Origin of the sequence: Roseburia amylophila (genome assembly GCF_025567465.1) — a bacterium.
In the GTDB taxonomy this organism is placed as follows: Bacteria; Bacillota; Clostridia; order Lachnospirales; family Lachnospiraceae; genus Roseburia_C; species Roseburia_C amylophila.
On the sequence record NZ_JAOQKI010000001.1, the window covers coordinates 127,438 to 145,611 of the forward strand.

The 18,174-nt window shown below is 41.3% G+C and carries 12 protein-coding genes and 1 riboswitch; of the genes, 8 read left to right on the plus strand and 4 right to left on the minus strand.

What is annotated here, in order from left to right:
- Nucleotides 1-12: 12 nt before the first annotated feature.
- Nucleotides 13-3,159, plus strand: coding sequence for a type I restriction endonuclease subunit R (locus OCV43_RS00635; protein ID WP_262623152.1), 3,147 nt, complete (start codon nt 13-15; stop codon nt 3,157-3,159).
- 83 nt (nt 3,160-3,242) lie between these two features.
- Complete coding sequence (locus OCV43_RS00640) at nt 3,243-4,169, plus strand: site-specific integrase (RefSeq protein WP_262623153.1); 927 nt, start codon at nt 3,243-3,245, stop codon at nt 4,167-4,169.
- A 74-nt stretch (nt 4,170-4,243) separates the two neighbouring features.
- Here OCV43_RS00640 and OCV43_RS00645 read toward each other — a convergent pair whose 3' ends face one another.
- From OCV43_RS00645 to OCV43_RS00655, 3 genes are all read right to left on the minus strand, one after another.
- A complete protein-coding gene (locus OCV43_RS00645) occupies nt 4,244-5,104 on the minus strand; it encodes a class I SAM-dependent methyltransferase (protein WP_262623154.1) in 861 nt (286 codons plus the stop codon).
- 88 nt (nt 5,105-5,192) lie between these two features.
- A complete protein-coding gene (locus tag OCV43_RS00650; protein WP_262623155.1) occupies nt 5,193-6,356 on the minus strand; it encodes an SLC13 family permease in 1,164 nt (387 codons plus the stop codon).
- A 537-nt stretch (nt 6,357-6,893) separates the two neighbouring features.
- Entirely contained in the window at nt 6,894-7,727 is an 834-nt protein-coding gene (locus OCV43_RS00655) for an AraC family transcriptional regulator (protein ID WP_227701326.1), read from the minus strand.
- A gap of 207 nt (nt 7,728-7,934) precedes the next feature.
- On the opposite strand from OCV43_RS00655, the gene OCV43_RS00660 reads away from it, so the two are divergent.
- The 5 genes from OCV43_RS00660 to nrdD all read left to right on the plus strand — a co-directional run bounded on the left by OCV43_RS00660 (nt 7,935) and on the right by nrdD (nt 15,955).
- On the plus strand, nt 7,935-9,119 hold the full coding sequence (locus tag OCV43_RS00660; protein WP_022243024.1) for a trans-sulfuration enzyme family protein: 1,185 nt from the start codon (nt 7,935-7,937) through the stop codon (nt 9,117-9,119).
- 36 nt (nt 9,120-9,155) lie between these two features.
- A complete protein-coding gene (gene dapF / locus OCV43_RS00665) occupies nt 9,156-10,016 on the plus strand; it encodes a diaminopimelate epimerase (RefSeq protein ID WP_022243023.1) in 861 nt (286 codons plus the stop codon).
- Nucleotides 10,017-10,033: 17 nt separating this feature from the next.
- Nucleotides 10,034-11,503: a UDP-N-acetylmuramoyl-L-alanyl-D-glutamate--2,6-diaminopimelate ligase gene (locus OCV43_RS00670; RefSeq protein ID WP_262623156.1), complete on the plus strand. Its 1,470-nt coding sequence runs from the start codon at nt 10,034-10,036 to the stop codon at nt 11,501-11,503.
- 88 nt (nt 11,504-11,591) lie between these two features.
- Nucleotides 11,592-11,667: riboswitch (cyclic di-GMP riboswitch) on the plus strand.
- 108 nt (nt 11,668-11,775) lie between these two features.
- Nucleotides 11,776-13,698: a type I pullulanase gene (gene pulA / locus OCV43_RS00675; protein ID WP_262623157.1), complete on the plus strand. Its 1,923-nt coding sequence runs from the start codon at nt 11,776-11,778 to the stop codon at nt 13,696-13,698.
- Nucleotides 13,699-13,792: 94 nt separating this feature from the next.
- The gene (gene nrdD / locus OCV43_RS00680) at nt 13,793-15,955 is read left to right on the plus strand and encodes an anaerobic ribonucleoside-triphosphate reductase (protein ID WP_117841589.1); all 2,163 of its coding nucleotides are present in this window, start codon (nt 13,793-13,795) and stop codon (nt 15,953-15,955) included.
- 140 nt (nt 15,956-16,095) lie between these two features.
- Here the strand turns inward: nrdD and OCV43_RS00685 are convergent, their stop codons facing one another.
- Complete coding sequence (locus OCV43_RS00685; protein WP_262623158.1) at nt 16,096-17,454, minus strand: MATE family efflux transporter; 1,359 nt, start codon at nt 17,452-17,454, stop codon at nt 16,096-16,098.
- A 215-nt stretch (nt 17,455-17,669) separates the two neighbouring features.
- Between OCV43_RS00685 and OCV43_RS00690 the strand changes: the two genes are divergently transcribed.
- Nucleotides 17,670-18,173, plus strand: coding sequence for an RNA polymerase sigma factor (locus tag OCV43_RS00690; RefSeq protein ID WP_262623159.1), 504 nt, complete (start codon nt 17,670-17,672; stop codon nt 18,171-18,173).
- Nucleotide 18,174: the final 1 nt, after the last annotated feature.

The window sequence follows — 18,174 nt, forward strand, 5'->3', positions numbered from 1 at the left end:
AGGAGGAAGAAAATGGTTTTTAATAAAGAATCAGATTTTGAAGAAGCCTTAATTAGAATATTATCTGAAAAAGGCTGGGAAAAAGAAGTACTTAAAAACTACTCAGAAGAGGATTTACTGCGAAATTGGGCAGATATTCTTTTTGAAAATAACCGTGATATAGACAGACTAAATGATTATCCACTGACAGATGGCGAAATGCAGCAGATTCTGGAACAAATTGAAACACTCAGAACTCCATTAAAATTAAATGGATTTATTAATGGAAAAAGTGTTTCTATTGTGAGGGATAATCCGGATGATAAATTACATTTTGGTAAAGAAATCAGCCTTAAAATATACGACCGTCGTGAAATTGCAGCAGGACAGAGCAGATATCAGATTGTACAACAGCCTAAATTCCCAACTAAGTCGAGTGTGTTGAATGATCGGCGTGGAGATTTAATGTTGCTTATTAATGGTATGCCTGTAATACATATTGAATTGAAAAAAAGTGGAGTGCCAGTAAGCAAGGCATATCATCAGATTGAAAAATATTCACGGGAGGGTGTATTTAGTGGATTGTTTTCTTTGGTTCAGATTTTTGTGGCAATGGAACCTGATGAAACGGTTTATTTTGCTAATCCTGGACCAGATGGTAAATTTAATTCTGATTATTATTTCCATTGGGCAGATTATAATAACGAACCAATTAACGAATGGGATAAAATTGCGTCTACACTGCTTTCCATTCCGATGGCACATCAGCTGATTGGTTTTTATACGGTTGCAGATGATTCTGATGGATTGTTAAAAGTAATGCGTAGTTATCAGTACTTTGCAGCAAGTGCAATATCAGATAAGGTGGCAAAAGCAAAGTGGGAAGGAGACAATCAGCTTGGTGGTTATATCTGGCATACAACCGGTTCGGGAAAGACAATGACTAGTTTTAAGTCAGCACAGCTTATAGCCAGTTCAAGAGATGCAGATAAAGTTATTTTTCTTGTAGATAGGATTGAGCTTGGCACACAATCATTAAAAGAATATCGTGGATTTGCAGATGAAAACGAAACTGTTCAGGCAACGGAGAATACAGGTGTGCTTATTACCAAATTAAAAAGCTCGAATCCGGCAGACACACTTATTGTTACTTCTATACAAAAAATGAGCAATATTAAGGAAGAAGCTGATGGTCTGAATACATGTGACATTGAAACTATTAATAAAAAACGAATTGTATTTATTATTGATGAATGTCATCGTTCTACATTTGGAGATATGTTAATTACAATAAAAAATACATTTCCAAAAGCAATGTTTTTTGGTTTTACAGGAACGCCGATTCATGAGAAGAATGAAAAACAAAAGAATACAACGGCAACAGTTTTTGGAAATGAGCTTCATAGATATAGTATTGCAGATGGAATCAGAGATAAGAATGTGCTTGGATTTGATCCATATAAAGTATTGACTTTTAAAGATAAAGATATCCGCAAAGTTGTTGCGTTGGAAAAAGCCAAAGCAAAGACGGAGGAAGAAGCAGTTGCGAATCCTGATAAAAGTAAGATTTATTATAAATATATGGATGTAAGTCAGGTAAGCATGACAGGAGATATTGATAAAAAAGGTAATTATATAAAAGGAATTGAGGATTATATTCCGAATGTTCAATATAGAACAGAAGAGCATACTAAAACAGTAGTAACAGATATATTGGATAACTGGATAACTCTAAGCCATAATAGTAAATTCCATGCGATATTTGCAACAAGCAGCATACTGGAAGCAATAGAATATTATCGTTTATTTAAAAAAATGAAGCCGGAATTGAAGGTTACAGCACTGTTTGATTCTAATATAGATAATAATGGCGGTGTTGCATTTAAAGAGGACGGACTTGTTGAAATAATTGAAGATTATAAGAAAAAATATGGTCAGGAATTTTCGATTGCAACATTTCCAAAGATGAAAAAGGATATTGCGGCTCGTCTGGCACACAAAAAGCCATATGAGAGAATTGCAAGTGAGCCAGATAAACAAATTGATTTGCTTATTGTTGTAGACCAGATGTTGACAGGATTTGATTCTAAATGGATTAATACTTTATATATGGACAAAGTTCTTCGGTATGAGAATTTAATACAGGCATTTTCAAGAACTAATCGTCTATTTGGACCAGATAAACCATTTGGAACAATTCGTTATTATCGTAAACCACATACAATGGAAAAGAATATTAATGATGCGGTAGAACTTTATTCAGGTGATAGACCATTGGGATTATTTGTCCAGCATTTGCCAGAGAATTTGGAAGAGATGAATGGGATTTTTGCGGAAATATCAGAGTTGTTTGAAAATGCAGGAGTAACTAACTTTGAAAAGCTGCCCGAAGACAAATCGGTTTGTGGAAGGTTTGCAAAGGAATTTAATAGATTAAATAGTTATTTAGAGGCAGCTAAAATACAAGGGTTTAAATGGAGCAAACCTTCATATGTAAATGAGAATACAGGTGAAATAATTGATGTCTGTATAGACGAAAAAACATATTTAATTTTAGTACTTCGCTATAAAGAACTAGGTGGTAACGATGTGGGAATGAGTGATGGCGATGCACCCTATGATTTGGAAGGATATATTACAGAAATCGATACAGGTCTGATTGATTCAGATTATATGAATTCCCGTTTTGATAAATATATTAAATTGCTTTATGGAGAAGGTTCAACACAGGAAACTGTAGATCAGGCAGAAACAGAATTGCATAAGACATTTGCAACACTTTCTCAGGAAGAACAGAAATATGCAAATATTTTCCTGCATGATATCCAGCGGGGAGATGTAGAAGTGACTGTTGGAAAATCATTGAGAGATTATATCAATGAATACATGTCAAAAGCGAAAGATAACCAAATTCATCAAATATCCTTTGCCATAGGTGTGGATGAAGAAAAACTTAGAATTATTATGGACTTGAAATTAAATGATACAAATATAAATGAGTTTGGTCGGTATGAAGAGCTAAGACAGACTATTGATAAGAATAGGGCAAAAGAATATTTTGAAAGAATTGAAGGAAGAAAAATAATACCACCTAAAGTTAATATTAAAGTTGACAAGTTGCTGCGGGAATTTATTATCAGAGGTGGCTTTGAAATTCAGATGCCGGAAGAGTATAAGTAGTTAGGTAAGATAAGAATATTGCACTAATCGGATGATATATTATGTTTATGTCAGCGTAAGTAAATTCAAAATGGAGGTAACTTATGCTAACGGATATGAACAATCAGGTATTTTTTTGCGATTATTATAAACAATGGGTGGATGTGTACAAAAAGGGTGCGATAAGAGAAGCAACCATGTCAAAATATTTGATGTCCCAGAAATGGATTAAAAAATTAGCACCCGAATTAAAACTATCAGAACTGACGAGAACTGCTTATCAGAAACTTTTAAATGATTATGCAAAAGAACATGAGAGACAGACAACACTGGATTTTCACCATCAGTTAAAAGGAGCAATTCTGGATGCGGTAGATGAAGGGATGCTGGAAAGAGATCCAACAAGAAAAGCGATAATAAAGGGGAAAACACCAAGAGCAAAGAAGATTAAGTATTTAAATCAGTTTGAATTGCATACATTAATTGCCAATTTAGATATAAAAGAAGAAGCTAACTGGGATTGGTTTATTCTTTTGGTGGCAAAAACAGGAATGCGATTCTCTGAGGCTCTTGCTATTACACCAGCTGATTTTGATTTTTCAAGACAAACATTATCCATTAGTAAGACTTGGGATTATAAAGGAGAAGGAGGATTTTTGCCGACAAAGAATAAGTCTTCGGTGAGAAAGATACAGATTGATTGGCAGATAGTAGTTAAGTTTTCAGAATTAGTAAAAGGGTTACCGGATGATAAACCGATTTTTGTAGGAAAGTCCAAGATATATAATTCTACAGTAAATGATATACTTACAAGGCATTGCAAAAAATGTGGTATTTCTGAAATTTCAATACATGGACTCCGCCATACGCATGCGTCGTTACTGCTATTTGCAGGAGTATCCATTGCAAGTGTAGCTCGAAGATTGGGACATGCAAGTATGACTACAACACAAAAAACATATTTACACATAATACAGGAACTTGAAAATAAGGATGTCGATTTGGTAATGAGAACTTTATCAGGATTATAAAATTATATAAGGAAGACTTACGCTGATGAAAGTAATGAGAAAAGCTGCCGATGGCAGCTTTTCTTGCATTAAATTTAAATCCCCTCAAACCGTCCAGAAGCCCCACAAGGAAGTGTAAGTCCGTTGGAACTGACCGGAAGACCAATTTCGTCGGCTGTGACTTTGCCAGGGAAACGTTTTAGCTCTGTTCCGATAAGGTAAGAGAGAACCGCCGGCTGTAAGCCTGTAGTATAGGAATTAATCAGGAAGAACAAAGGTCTGTCCACCAGAAGCTGTGCACAGAGTTTGACCAGTGGATGGATGGATTCTTCGATTTTCCAAATTTCACCCTTGGGACCTCTGCCGTAGGATGGAGGGTCCATAATAATAGCATCGTAGTGGTTGCCACGGCGGATTTCACGTTCTACGAATTTGACACAGTCGTCTACAATCCAGCGGATTGGTGCATCTGCAAGACCGGAAGAAGCAGCATTTTCCTTGGCCCAGGTAACCATACCCTTTGAAGCGTCTACATGGGTAACGGATGCACCTGCTGCTGCGGCAGCAATCGTAGCACCACCGGTATAGGCAAAAAGATTTAAGACTTTAACTGGTCTTCCTGCTTTTTTAATAAGTTCAGAGAACCAGTCCCAGTTAGCAGCCTGCTCCGGGAAAAGACCGGTGTGCTTGAAGCTGAAAGGCTTTAACTGGAAAGTAAGGCTGCGGTAGTGGATGCTCCACTGCTGTGGCAGGTCAAAGAATTCCCATTCGCCGCCGCCCTTTTTACTGCGGTGATAGTGGGCGTTCATTTTATGCCAGCCTTTTTCTTTCCGTGGCGTATCCCAGATAACCTGAGGATCCGGACGAACCAGGATATAGTCACCCCAACGCTCTAATTTCTCACCTTTTGAACAGTCTATTACTTCATAATCTTTCCAGTTATCTGCAAGCCACATAGCATTTCCTCCAATATTCTTACGGTATGATTCATGATTATTTCCTTAAAACATCTGAATCCTATTATATAAGGGCAAAAATGTTCCGTCAACCAAAGAATCGGTAAAGTCCGAAGAGAATCACAAGAAAAATGGCATTATAAAGGGTAAAGATACCAAGATAACGTTTCTTGTTACTGCCATCGGTATTGGCATAGAACTTAAAGGAAATAAGGCTTGCCAGTGAAGCAATAAGTGTGCCAAGACCACCTAAGTTGACACCGATAAGCAGTGCGGAATAATTATTAGTAAAACCGGAAAGCAGGATGGCAGCAGGCACATTGCTGATAATCTGGCTGCTGATAATTCCTATGGACACTTCATGCTGAACTAAAAGCACGGCAATAAGGTCGTGAACAAAAGGAATCTGTTTGATATTCCCGATAAAGAGAAAGAAACAGAAAAAAGTAAGCAGCAGAAAATAATCCACATCTTTTAACACATGGTAATCAAGAATAAGAAAACTAAAGAAAACGATAAGCAGCATTATCTGAAATGGCAGAATGTGCAGTACCGTCAGAAGGCATATCAGAAAAAGAATGCAATAAGCGGCAAACAGAATCCGGGGATTCCTGTGACTGCGGGAAGAGGCTGGCTTATCAGTGGAACAGGCGGAAGATTCCGTTTGGACTGTAGAAAAATTGCCTGCCTGGAAAGAGACTTTTGGAAGAACCAGCAGGAAAAGGATGAGCAGCAGGGCGGATACAGCGGAATAGGGCAGCATGATCCGGATAAAATCCCATAGAGACAGACCGGAAATTGTATACAGATAGAGATTCTGCGGGTTGCCAAGAGGCGTCAGCATGCTGCCGAGATTGGCAGCAATGGTTTCAAGAACGATAACTGGAATCAATGCCTGTCGCTGGTCAGCCATCGACAGCACCAGAATTGTAAAAGGCACAAAAGTGATCAGGGCAACATCGTTGGTAATCAGCATACTGAAAAAGAAGCAGAGAAAGACAAAAAGGGCTGCCAGTGTCCGCAGGGAATGCACCTTATGAAGGAGCAGGGTTCCAAGTCTGGTAAAGACGCCAATCGAAGAAAACCCCCTTACCACAGCCATCAGGGAGAATAAAAGAGCCAGTACCCGGAAATCAATATAAGAAAAGTAATTTACGGATGGTGGAATAAAAAACATGGATACAACTGCCAGCAGGAAAGCAATGCAGCAGACGGTTTCTTTTTTGAAAAAATCTTTCACTTTTGTAAACATACAGGTCTCCTTCTATGAAATCATATCTTAGGCAGTTGCGAAAGATAATAACATTTTGCTAATAATTTCTTTGTTATGTAAAGTATCTTTGTTTTGCATCGAAATACCGTAGTTCTAAAATATTAGTTTTGCTTTTGGCGATAAAACCAGTCTTTCCAATGTTTAACAAAGATAGCACCACTGTTCGTCAAAGTGCGGATGCCTGATAAAGGCTGTTAGGGGCACTTGGAATTTCGCCTGGCATCCGGCAACGCTGGCACAGGACGTGCCAGCGAGGCGCATCTGAACATGGATGTGAATATGCGCCGGTTGCCAGACGGACTTCTTAATTATTCGAAATTCCTAGTGCCCCTTGCAGGCGTTATGTGGCATCCGTATTCGACGGACAGTGGCACTATCTTATGTCAAAGCAACGGAAAGACTGCTTGCAGACAAGCAAAACATAATATTAAGAACTACTGGTATTTTGACGCACATAAACACACCTACTTCAAATAGCAAAGAAATTTCTGTTAAAATGTTATTCTTTCGCAGCACCTAAATCATTTCCCGCGGGGATTTTCCAAACTGCTTCTTATAGGCACGAAGAAAAGTAGAATAATTGTGAAAGCCGCAGGCAAAGCAGGCATCGGTTACTGCAGTGCCGGAGCTGATTAAATCCCTGGCAAAGAGAAGCCGCTTTGTGGAAAGATAATTTCCGATGGTATACCCGGTCTGCTCCTTAAAAGAATGCATCAGATAATAGCGGCTGGTAAAAAAGTGCTCGGCTAAAGAATCCACCGTAATATCCTCCGTCAGATGTTCATTCATATAGGTAAGAACCGACAGAATCTTTTCATTTGCCTGAAAGGAATCTTCATATTGCAGGGTGCCGGATAAGGCAGCCCGGTTTAAGTGAATCATAAATTCTAAGAAAAGCGTATTCTGGTAAATCTCATTGGCAAAGCTGTCTTCGGAAAAAGAGTGGACAAGCTCCATCATGGTATCTAAGAGCCGCCGTTCCTTCATGCCGGATAAATGCAGGACATTGGACGGCATGGCAGCGTCCGGAAGAAAGCACTGGTTTAAGAAAATAGTCTTATCGGATGATGTAACTGCAAAATCCGGAGAGACATAAATAATCATCCGCTCGTAGGGTGTGGTATCATGAATGACCGGACGGTGGACTTCACCGGCACGGACAAGAACCAGATCCCCCGGGGTAAGCTGGTAGGATTTTCCTTCAATACAATAGGTGACATTGCCGCTTAGGAAAAAGAGCAGTTTGTGAAAATCATGATAATGAAAGTCGTAGGCAGACATTTCGTGGTCAGTCAGGTGAAATATCTTGAAATCATGATGAAGATATCCGGTTTTCTCATATTTTTTCATAAAAATCACATCCTATATACAAAGTCAATCTAGGAACAGTATAAAGCACGATTTGCAATAAGGAAAGCATTATTTTACTATCAATTTCAATAAAATGTTGGTATAATAATTGATATATGAAAAAGGACAAGTGCATCAATAGACGGTTGTCCTGTTAGAAATGAAAATATCTGGTGGGTAATTAAGACGAAGAAAGGCGGTAACAATATGAAAAACTTCAGCAACTATACCGATTACAGTACAAAAGAGGATTTGCATTTTGAATCCAAGGCAGTACATGGAGCATTAGGAACGGAACCATTAACCGGCGCAGTCAGCATGCCAATCTTTCAGGCAGCAACCTTCCGTCATCCGGAATTAGGACAGACAACAGGATTTGCCTATAGCCGTCTTGAGAATCCGACCAGACAGGAATTAGAGCGTACCATGGCAATTTTAGAGGGCGGTATCCAGGGATTTGCATTTTCTTCCGGACAGGCTGCGAATATGGCAGTATTTTCCTTATTAAATCCGGGTGAGCATGTAATTCTTTCCGATGATATTTATGGTGGAACCTTCCGTATCATTGGAGATGTATTTGGAAAATATGGAATCGAGCATACTTATGTAGATATGTCTGAATTAGACGAAGTAAAGGCAGCTATCCGCCCGAATACAAAAATGTTCTTCGTTGAGACACCGACCAATCCGATGATGAAGGTGGCAGACATTCATGCCATTTCTGAAATCGCAAAATCCATCGGAGCATTAACCGTTGTAGATAATACATTTTTAACACCATATTTCCAGAAACCGCTGCAGTTGGGAGCTGACATTGTAACCCACAGTTCAACAAAATATCTGGGGGGACACAATGACACCATTTCCGGAATCGTCGTGGTAAAGGATAACAAAGAAATCGCAGATAAGATTCACATCCATATCAAATCCCATGGAAGCCAGCTGGCACCGTTAGACAGCTGGCTGGTATTAAGGGGAATCAAGACCCTTGCAGTCCGTATGGACCGTCACAATGAGAATGCCAGGAAGGTTGCAGAGTGGCTTCGTACACAGCCGAAGGTAAAGAAAGTATATTATGTTGGTTTTGAAGACCATAAGGATTACGAAGTAACCTGCCGCCAGACAACAGGATTTGGCGGAATGATTTCCTTTACCGTAGACAGCTATGAGACCGTTAAAAAGATTCTTAAAAATGTAGATATGATTATGTTTGCAGAGAGTCTTGGTGGAACAGAGACCTTAATCACATATCCGACCACACAGACTCATGAGGATACACCGCTTGATGTAAAAGAGAAGCTTGGTATTACAGACTGCTTCCTTCGTATGTCAGTAGGAATTGAAAATGTGGATGATATCATTGCAGATTTAGACCGGGCAATGAATGCTTAAGAAAAATAAAGGAAAGAGAAAGCAAGGAGAAAATAAATGAAATTTACAAAGATGCAGGCATTTGGAAACGATTATGTATATATCGATGCCATTCATCAGCATCTTGACAATTTGCCGGAGCTTGCGAGATTCGTAAGTGACCGGCATTTTGCCATTGGTTCTGACGGAATGGTATTGATTTGTCCGTCCGAAAAAGGGGATTTCCGGATGCGGATGTTTAACCCGGATGGAACAGAGGGCGAGATGTGTGGAAATGCATTGCGCAGCGTAGGAAAATATGTATACGACCACAGACTGACGGATAAGACAGACCTTGTAATTGAAACCTTAGGCGGCATGCAGCATCTGAACTTAACCGTAACGGACGGTCTGGTAAGCAATATCAGAGCAGATATCGGAGCACCGAGAATGTCTGCAAAAGTGATTCCGGTCAACACAAAGCTGGATGAATTTGTAGAGCAGCCGGTACAGGTACTGGATAAGACCTTCCATATTACGGCAGTATCCTGGGGCAACCCGCATTGTGCCATGTATGTAGACAGCGTGGCAGACCTTGATGTAGAAAAATACGGAAAAACCATTGAACATATGACAGAACTTTTTACCAATAAGACCAATGTAACTTTTGTGGAATTTGTTCGCAGGGATTATGTGAAAATCCGGGAATGGGAAAGAGGAACCGGAGAGACTATCGGATGCGGAACCGGATGCTGTACTGCAGTGGTAGCCGGCGTATTAACCGGACGCTTAGACCGGAAAGTAACGGTAGAGCAGATTGGCGGACCGCTCTATATTGAGTGGGAGGAAGAAAGCGGACATATGTTTATGACCGGACCTTCCCATACGGTATTTGAATCGGAAATTGATGCAAGCCACATTATCGGAACAGCGGAATAATACATTAGGAGAGAAGTATGAAATTAGCAGAAATATGTGAAGAATTGACCTATACCTGCCTGCAGGGAGAGATGGAGAAAGAAATCAGTGATATTATCTATGATTCGAGAAAAGTAGAAAAAGACACCATATTTGTCTGTATGGTAGGAGCTGTTGTAGACGGACATGACTTTGTTGAAGATGCGGTAAAGAAAGGTGCTGCAGCCCTTGTGGTAGAGCATGCAGTAGAAATTGATATTCCGGAGAACTGTACGGTTCTTCAGGTAGAAGATGCCCGTTATGCCCTGGCAATTATGTCGGCTGCTTTCTTTGGACACCCGGACAGAGAGCTTACCACCATTGGACTGACCGGAACTAAAGGAAAGACCACTACTACTTATATGATAAAGAGCGTTTTAGAAGAAGCAGGTAAGAAAGTCGGACTGATTGGAACCATCGGTGCCCTGATCGGCGAGGAGAAGCTTCCGGCAAAGAATACCACACCGGAATCTTATGAATTACATAAGATGTTCCGTGCCATGGTAGATGCCGGATGTGAATATGTAGTAATGGAAGTATCCTCCCAGGGACTTAAGATGCACCGCGTGGCAGGAATTGTATTTGATTATGGAATCTTTACCAACTTATCACCGGATCATATCGGACCAAATGAGCATGCTAGCTTTGAAGAATATCAGGAATGCAAGAGTCTCTTATTCCGTCAGTGCAAAGAGGGAATCGTAAATGCAGATGATGAGCACGTAGATGGAATTATCAAAAATCATACCTGTAAGCTTCATACCTTCTCCTGTAAGAAAGACGCAGACCTGATGGCGGGAGCTGTTGGATATCTGGATGAAGAGGGACAGATTGGAATGCATTTTACCACTACCGGCTGTATGAATGTTTATGCAGTGGTTCATATTCCGGGAAGCTTTTCAGTATACAATTCACTGGTAACCATGCTGACCTGTCATCTGGCAGGAATTTCCGATGAGGCAATTTTACGTGGACTGGATAAAGTAAAAGTCAGAGGCCGTGTGGAATTAGTTCCGGTTTCCAAAGATTTTACGGTAATTATTGATTATGCCCACAATGAAGTCAGCACAAGAAGTGTGCTTACCACATTAAAAGAGTATCATCCGAAGCGTTTAATCTGTGTCTATGGTGGCGGTGGAAACCGTTCCAAGCTGCGCCGTTATGACATGGGGGAAGTGACAGGAGAACTGGCAGATTTAAGCGTGCTGACCTGTGATAATCCAAGAGATGAAGAAATCCGCGACATCAACAACGATATTAAGATTGGCCTTGCAAAGAGCAACGGAAAATATATCGAAATCGATGACCGCAAAGCAGCCATCAAATATTGTATCGAAAATGCCAAAAAGGGTGATATGATAGTGCTGCTTGGAAAAGGTCATGAAGATTATCAGGAAATTAAAGGTGTAAAATATCATTTTGATGAAAGAGAAGCAATCGCCGAAGTCAAAAAAGAGTTAAATTTATAATTCACATATGTGAATTATACTGAAATATAAGAATTGCAATAAGTAACCGGGGTCATTGACTTATAATTGTGCCACCATTATAATAAAGATTATGTATCAGCAAAACAGGTGAAAGCCTGTGACGCAAAGCTATAGGGTCTTTGAAATGACAGCCAGTTGCAAGAAGGAAGCATCCGTGCATTGGCGGAAGCTTCCTTTTTTCGGTTATGCGGGAAATGCGCAAAGTGTGTTTCCTGTAGCCGTACGCAGGTAACGAGGGAAAGGAAACAAATATGCAGAAGTTTGATTATGAAGTATACACAGGAAATGATTTAGGAGCGGTATACTCACCGAAAATGACAAGATTTAAGGTCTGGGCACCAGAGGCAGAATCCGTGAAGCTGAACCTTTATAAACAGGGCGAAGGAGATAATCTCATAGATCAGCATATTATGAAGAAGTCAGCAAACGGTACTTACGTTTTTGAAAAACAGGGAGATTGTAATGGAATCTACTATACCTATACAGTAGTAAATCACGGGGAAGAGCAGGAGGCAGTAGATCCGTATACAAAAGCTGCCGGGGTAAACGGACAGCGCGGTATGGTTATCAATCTGGCAAAGACAAACCCACAGGGCTTTGAAATGGATGGGTACCGGAATCCGGAGCATATCACAGATGCCATTATCTATGAAGGCAGTGTCAGGGATTTTACGATGGATGAATCCAGCGGCGTATTTCATAATGGAAAGTTCTTAGGCCTGACGGAAGCCAATACTACAAATCATTTTGGAGAAGCAACGGCACTTGATTATATTAGTGGCCTTGGTGTGACACATGTACAGATTCTTCCGGCATTTGATTTTGAGACTGTAGATGAGAAAAATCAGAAAGCACAGTATAACTGGGGATATGATCCGGATAATTATAATGTTCCGGAAGGTTCTTATGCAGTCAGCCCATATGATGGAGCAGTGCGGATTCAGGAAATGAAACAGATGGTGCTGGCTTTGCACAGCAGAGGAATCGGAGTGATTATGGATGTGGTCTTTAATCATACCTATCGAAGGGATGATTCCAACCTTCAGAAGATAGTGCCGGGTTATTATTATAGAAGTGATGAGACCGGATATACCAACGGCTCCGGCTGTGGCAATGAAGTGGCCAGTGACCGTCCGATGGTGCAGAAATTAATCGTAGATTCCCTGATTTACTGGGCAAAGGAATATCATATCGATGGATTCCGCTTTGATTTGATGGGTGTTCTGGATATTGATACGATGAATGTTATTGCAGAGCGGTTAAAAGAAATACGTCCGGATATCTACCTTTACGGAGAAGGCTGGAACGGTGGCCCATCTTCTCTGGCAGAGGAGAAACGTGCATTTAAAGCCAGTGCAAAAAAGATGCCGGGAATCGGCATGTTCAATGATGACATCCGTGATACCATAAAAGGAAGCGTATTCTATGATGATCATCTGGGCTTCGTTAATGGCGGCGCCCATCTGGAAAATGCATTGCGCTATGGCATTACAGGAGCAGTCGCACATCCACAGGTAGATTATGATGCCTATGGCAGTAAGCCGTGGGCGAAAGAGCCGGGACAGAGTATTAATTATGTCTCCTGTCATGATAACTATACCCTGTGGGATAAATTATCCGTCTCCTGCCCGGAGGCATCGGAAGAAAAGAAGAAAGCCATGAACCGGTTGTGCGCAGCCATTGTATTTACTTCCCAGGGTGTGCCTTTTATCCAGGCAGGTGAAGAATTCCTCCGCAGCAAACCGCTGCCGGAGAAAAAAGGTTTTGCAGAAAACAGCTATAATATGTCGGATGCGGTAAACAGCATCAAGTGGGATAATATACATGAATATCCGGATATGATAGCATACTATAAGGGCTTGATGGCACTGCGGAAAGCCCATCCGGTATTCCGTATGCAGAGTGAAGCGGAAATGACACAGAATCTCTGCTTCTTATCAGATACACCGGAAAATGTTGTGGCATATCTTTTAAAAGGAAAAGGTGCAGATGATACACCAGAAAACATTTTGGTAATATTCAACGGAAATGATGAAGAGATTTTGTATAATTTGCCGGAAGGAAAATGGAAAATTCTGGTGGATGACAAAACGGCAGGTGCAGACGGTAAAAAAATTATTTCCGCAAAGGCCGATGTAGAGCCGCTTTCCGCTCTTGTATTAGAAAAAGAATAAACAATTTGGCACAATACCTTGAAAAGATAATTTAATCTGATACAATATATAGTATACGCGTTGAAAATGAATTATTTTGAATAGGGGTGCGAATATGAAAATCATTAAGAGAAGTGGGACGGAAGTTATATTTGATAAAGAGAAGATTTTAGCGGCTGTGTGTAAAGCCAATGAAAGTGTGGTAGACAGCGAGCGTATGACAGAGGCACAGATTAATGCCATTGGTGAAAATGTGGAGAAGGCATGTAATACCATGAACCGTGCATTAACCGTAGAAGAGATTCAGGATCTGGTGGAGAACCTGATTATGAATCAGCGTGCGTATACGGTAGCCAGAAATTATATTACTTACCGCTATAAACGTGCTCTGGTAAGAAAGACCAATTCTACCGACGACCAGATTCTGACGCTGCTTGCCTGCAAGAATGAGGAAGTAAAGCAGGAAAACAGCAACAAGAATCCAACGGTAAGCAGTGTGCAGCGTGATTATATGGCAGGAGAAGTCAGCAAGGATATTACCAAGCGCTTCCTCCTGCCACAGGATATTGTAGAGGCTCATGAGCAGGGAATTATACATTTCCACGATTCCGATTATTTTGCACAGCATATGCATAACTGCTGTCTGGTTAATTTGGAGGATATGCTGCAGAATGGAACCGTAATCAGTGAGACCATGATTGATAAGCCAAAGAGCTTTGAGACTGCCTGCAATATTGCAACCCAGAGTATTGCCCAGATTGCAAGTTCCCAGTATGGGGGACAGAGTATTTCGCTGGCACATTTAGCTCCGTTTGTCAATGTGAGCCGTCAGAAATTCCGGCGTCAGGTAGCAGCAGAATTTGAAGCAGCAGGACTGGAATTAATAGAAGAACAGATTAATAAAGTAGCAGAGATTCGTGTAAAAGACGAAATCAAGCGCGGCGTCCAGATGATTCAGTATCAGGTTATCACACTGATGACCACCAATGGACAGGCTCCGTTTGTAACAGTCTTTATGTATATTGATGAAGTACCGGAAGGACAGGTAAGAGACGACCTTGCAGCGATTATTGAAGAAGTCTTAAAGCAGAGAATTCTTGGTGTGAAAAATGAGCAGGGCATCTACATTACACCGGCATTTCCAAAGCTGATTTATGTGCTGGAAGAGGATAATGTTGAGCCGGATTCCAAGTATTATTATCTGACAGAGCTGGCTGCAAAATGTACCGCAAAGCGTCTGGTACCGGATTATATTTCAGAAAAAATTATGAAACAGCTGAAAGAGGGCAACTGCTATCCATGTATGGGTTGTCGTTCTTTCTTAAGCGTATACAAGGATGAAGAAGGAAAGCCGAAATATTACGGACGGTTCAATCAGGGTGTCGTAACACTGAATCTGGTGGATATTGCATGTTCCTCCGGCGGAGATATGACCCGTTTCTGGGAAATCTTCGATGAGCGTCTGGAATTATGCTATCGGGCATTGATGGCAAGACATAACCGCCTAAAGGGAACACCTTCAGATGTGGCACCGATTCTCTGGCAGTATGGTGCACTGGCCCGTCTTAAGAAGGGCGAGACCATAGACAAGCTTTTATATGGCGGCTATTCCACTATCTCTTTAGGCTATGCAGGATTGTGTGAATGTACCCGTTATATGACCGGTAAATCCCATACTAATCCGGAAGCAACACCATTTGCACTGGCAGTGATGCAGCATTTAAATGATGCCTGCGATAAGTGGAAGACAGAGACAAATATTGCTTTCAGTGTATATGGGACACCGCTTGAGTCTACGACCTATAAATTTGCAAAATGTTTACAGAAGCGTTTCGGAATTATTCCGGGCGTTACGGATAAGAGTTATATTACCAACAGCTATCATGTTCATGTGACAGAGCATATTGACGCATTCAAGAAGCTTGGTTTTGAAGCAAAGTTCCAGGAGCTTTCCCCGGGCGGTGCAATCAGCTATGTGGAAGTGCCGGATATGCAGGATAATATTGAAGCGGTACTGTCTGTCATCCGTTATATTTATGACCATATTATGTATGCAGAACTGAATACCAAGAGTGATTATTGTATGGAATGTGGTTACAATGGCGAGATTAAAATTGTGACAGACAAATACGGCAAGCTGGTGTGGGAATGCCCAAGCTGTGGTAACCGTGACCAGGATAAGATGAACGTGGCAAGACGTACCTGTGGTTATATCGGAACCCAGTTCTGGAATCAGGGAAGAACCCAGGAAATCAAAGACCGTGTATTACATTTATAAAGAAAATTTAGAAAAAGGAGTACTTTAAAGCTGGCTCCATAAAAATACCCCGGAAACAGAAAGATTCATTCTTTGGAAGAAGGAACCATCTGCTTCCGGGGTTTCATTTTAGCAAACATTTCAATCATTCGACAGATTTTCTATACTGCACTTTTTCGGAATAACTTCCTGCGCAGCAGGTAATAGGCAAGGAGCATCATGCTTCCGGTCAGCACCCAAGAAATCGGATAGATAATCATAACTACCCAGAACTCATGGAAACACCGACAGACGGTAGATACCCAGATGAGCCGTAGGACACAGGAACCGAAAACGGTAATCAGTGCAGGCGACAGGGAATGTCCCAGTCCACGCATGGCGCCTCCGCTGATTTCATAGGTAGAAGTCAAAAGCTCTAAGGCTGTTGCAATTAACAGGCGCTGGACGGCAAAGGTAAGTACCTTCGGGTCGTTGCTGTAGAGGTGCAGGAAGAAGCCCCGTCCTAAGATGAAGACACTGGAAAGGAGTCCGCAGAAGATAAGGGAAAATATCATATTTAAACGGAATACCTTTTTGCAGCGGTCATATTTACCGGCACCGTAATTCTGGCTGGTGAAAGTAACGGTTGTCTGGGCAAAAGCATTTACCACAAAATAGGAAAAATATTCAAAGTTTAACGATGCGGCAGAACCGGCGACAGCATCAGAGCCGAAGCTGTTAATGGTGCTCTGGATGCAGACATTGGCAATGGAAAAGACCATACCCTGCAATCCGGCAGGAACGCCGATGACAAGAATCTTCTTTAATTCATGCCAGGAGATGGCAAGTGCCTTTGGCTCTAAACGAATCGGATCATCCTCATGCAGCAGGATGTAAATCAGGATTCCGGAGCTTACAATATTCGAAACCACGGTAGCGATAGCAACACCGGATACGCCAAGGTGGAAGGCAATGACCAGAATAAGATTCAGCCCGGTATTGATAACACCGGCTGCAATCAGTGCGTAAAGCGGCCGTCTGCTGTCTCCGGTACTCCGGAGAATCGAGGAACAGAAGTCATATAACAGAATGAATGGCATACCAAGGAAGTAAATCCGAAGGTATAAGACTGCAAGGTCAATGACATCATCCGGTGTTCCCATCAGCACCAGAACCGGTCTTGCAATAAACTGTCCCAAAACCAGCAGGAAAATGCCGCCAGCCAGAGCCACCACAATGGCAGTGTGAATGGCTGCTTTGATATTCTTATGGACACCCTGACCGATATATCGGGAAATAATAACATTCGAACCCAGTGAAATACCGATAAAAAGGTTAATCATCAAAGCAATCAGGGAACTGTTGCTTCCCACGGCAGCTAAAGCCTGGCTGCTGGCAAAGTTGCCGACGACAGCGGTATCGACAGAGTTAAAAAGCTGCTGTAAGATACTGCTGGCAGCCAGCGGCAGCGCAAAAATCAAAATTTTATTCCATAAAGCTCCATGTGTCATATCAATGGAGTTTTTCTTCTTTTCCATCATTTAAATCCCTCGTATATTAGATGTATTGGCAATTGCTCTATCATTTATGATAACCACAATGATTATAGTTTCACGGAAAAGAAAAGTCAATAGAATGGATTCCGGATAGAATAAATTAAAAAAATATTGATTTTTTGAAAAAATTGAAGACAATAGAAAAAGATACTCGTTATATATTATGAGAACGTTCTTAAGAGACAAGGAGGTGGATAAAAATGTGTCAGGAACCATTTACGCAGATGGTTCATAAATACCAGAATCTGGTATTTTCTATTTGCGTTAAGATGACCGGAGATTACTTTGCAGCAGAAGATTTGACGCAGGAAACATTTTTATCTGCCTACCGGCACAAAGAAGAGTTCGACGGTAAGAATGAGAAAGCCTGGCTTTGCAGGATTGCTTCCAATAAATGTATCGATTACAGCAGACAGGCGGCAAGGCGGATGGTGCCCACCGAAGACGAAGTCTTAGGAAGCCATCCGGCGAGAGCGGGAGGACCGGAAGAGCAGTGCATCGAAGAGGTGGTCCGGGAAGAACTGCAGGAAAAATGCGGACAGTTGAAACCACCTTATGATGAAATCGCAAAGCTGTACTTCTGTGAAGAACGTCCTGCCAGTGAGATAGCAGAGTTAAAGCAGAAAAATTTGAAAACCGTGCAGACACAGATATACCGGGCGCGGGCAATGCTTAGAAAACTATATGGAAAGGAGCGGAGCTGAT

Excerpts from the sequence above, each read along its gene's own strand:
- OCV43_RS00635 (WP_262623152.1), top strand. The coding sequence starts at position 13 with ATGGTTTTTAATAAAGAATCAGATTTTGAAGAAGCCTTAATTAGAATA.
- OCV43_RS00640 (WP_262623153.1), top strand. The coding sequence starts at position 3,243 with ATGCTAACGGATATGAACAATCAGGTATTTTTTTGCGATTATTATAAA.
- OCV43_RS00645 (WP_262623154.1), bottom strand. The coding sequence starts at position 5,104 with ATGTGGCTTGCAGATAACTGGAAAGATTATGAAGTAATAGACTGTTCA.
- OCV43_RS00650 (WP_262623155.1), bottom strand. The coding sequence starts at position 6,356 with ATGTTTACAAAAGTGAAAGATTTTTTCAAAAAAGAAACCGTCTGCTGC.
- OCV43_RS00655 (WP_227701326.1), bottom strand. The coding sequence starts at position 7,727 with ATGAAAAAATATGAGAAAACCGGATATCTTCATCATGATTTCAAGATA.
- OCV43_RS00660 (WP_022243024.1), top strand. The coding sequence starts at position 7,935 with ATGAAAAACTTCAGCAACTATACCGATTACAGTACAAAAGAGGATTTG.
- dapF (WP_022243023.1), top strand. The coding sequence starts at position 9,156 with ATGAAATTTACAAAGATGCAGGCATTTGGAAACGATTATGTATATATC.
- OCV43_RS00670 (WP_262623156.1), top strand. The coding sequence starts at position 10,034 with ATGAAATTAGCAGAAATATGTGAAGAATTGACCTATACCTGCCTGCAG.
- pulA (WP_262623157.1), top strand. The coding sequence starts at position 11,776 with ATGCAGAAGTTTGATTATGAAGTATACACAGGAAATGATTTAGGAGCG.
- nrdD (WP_117841589.1), top strand. The coding sequence starts at position 13,793 with ATGAAAATCATTAAGAGAAGTGGGACGGAAGTTATATTTGATAAAGAG.
- OCV43_RS00685 (WP_262623158.1), bottom strand. The coding sequence starts at position 17,454 with ATGATGGAAAAGAAGAAAAACTCCATTGATATGACACATGGAGCTTTA.
- OCV43_RS00690 (WP_262623159.1), top strand. The coding sequence starts at position 17,670 with ATGTGTCAGGAACCATTTACGCAGATGGTTCATAAATACCAGAATCTG.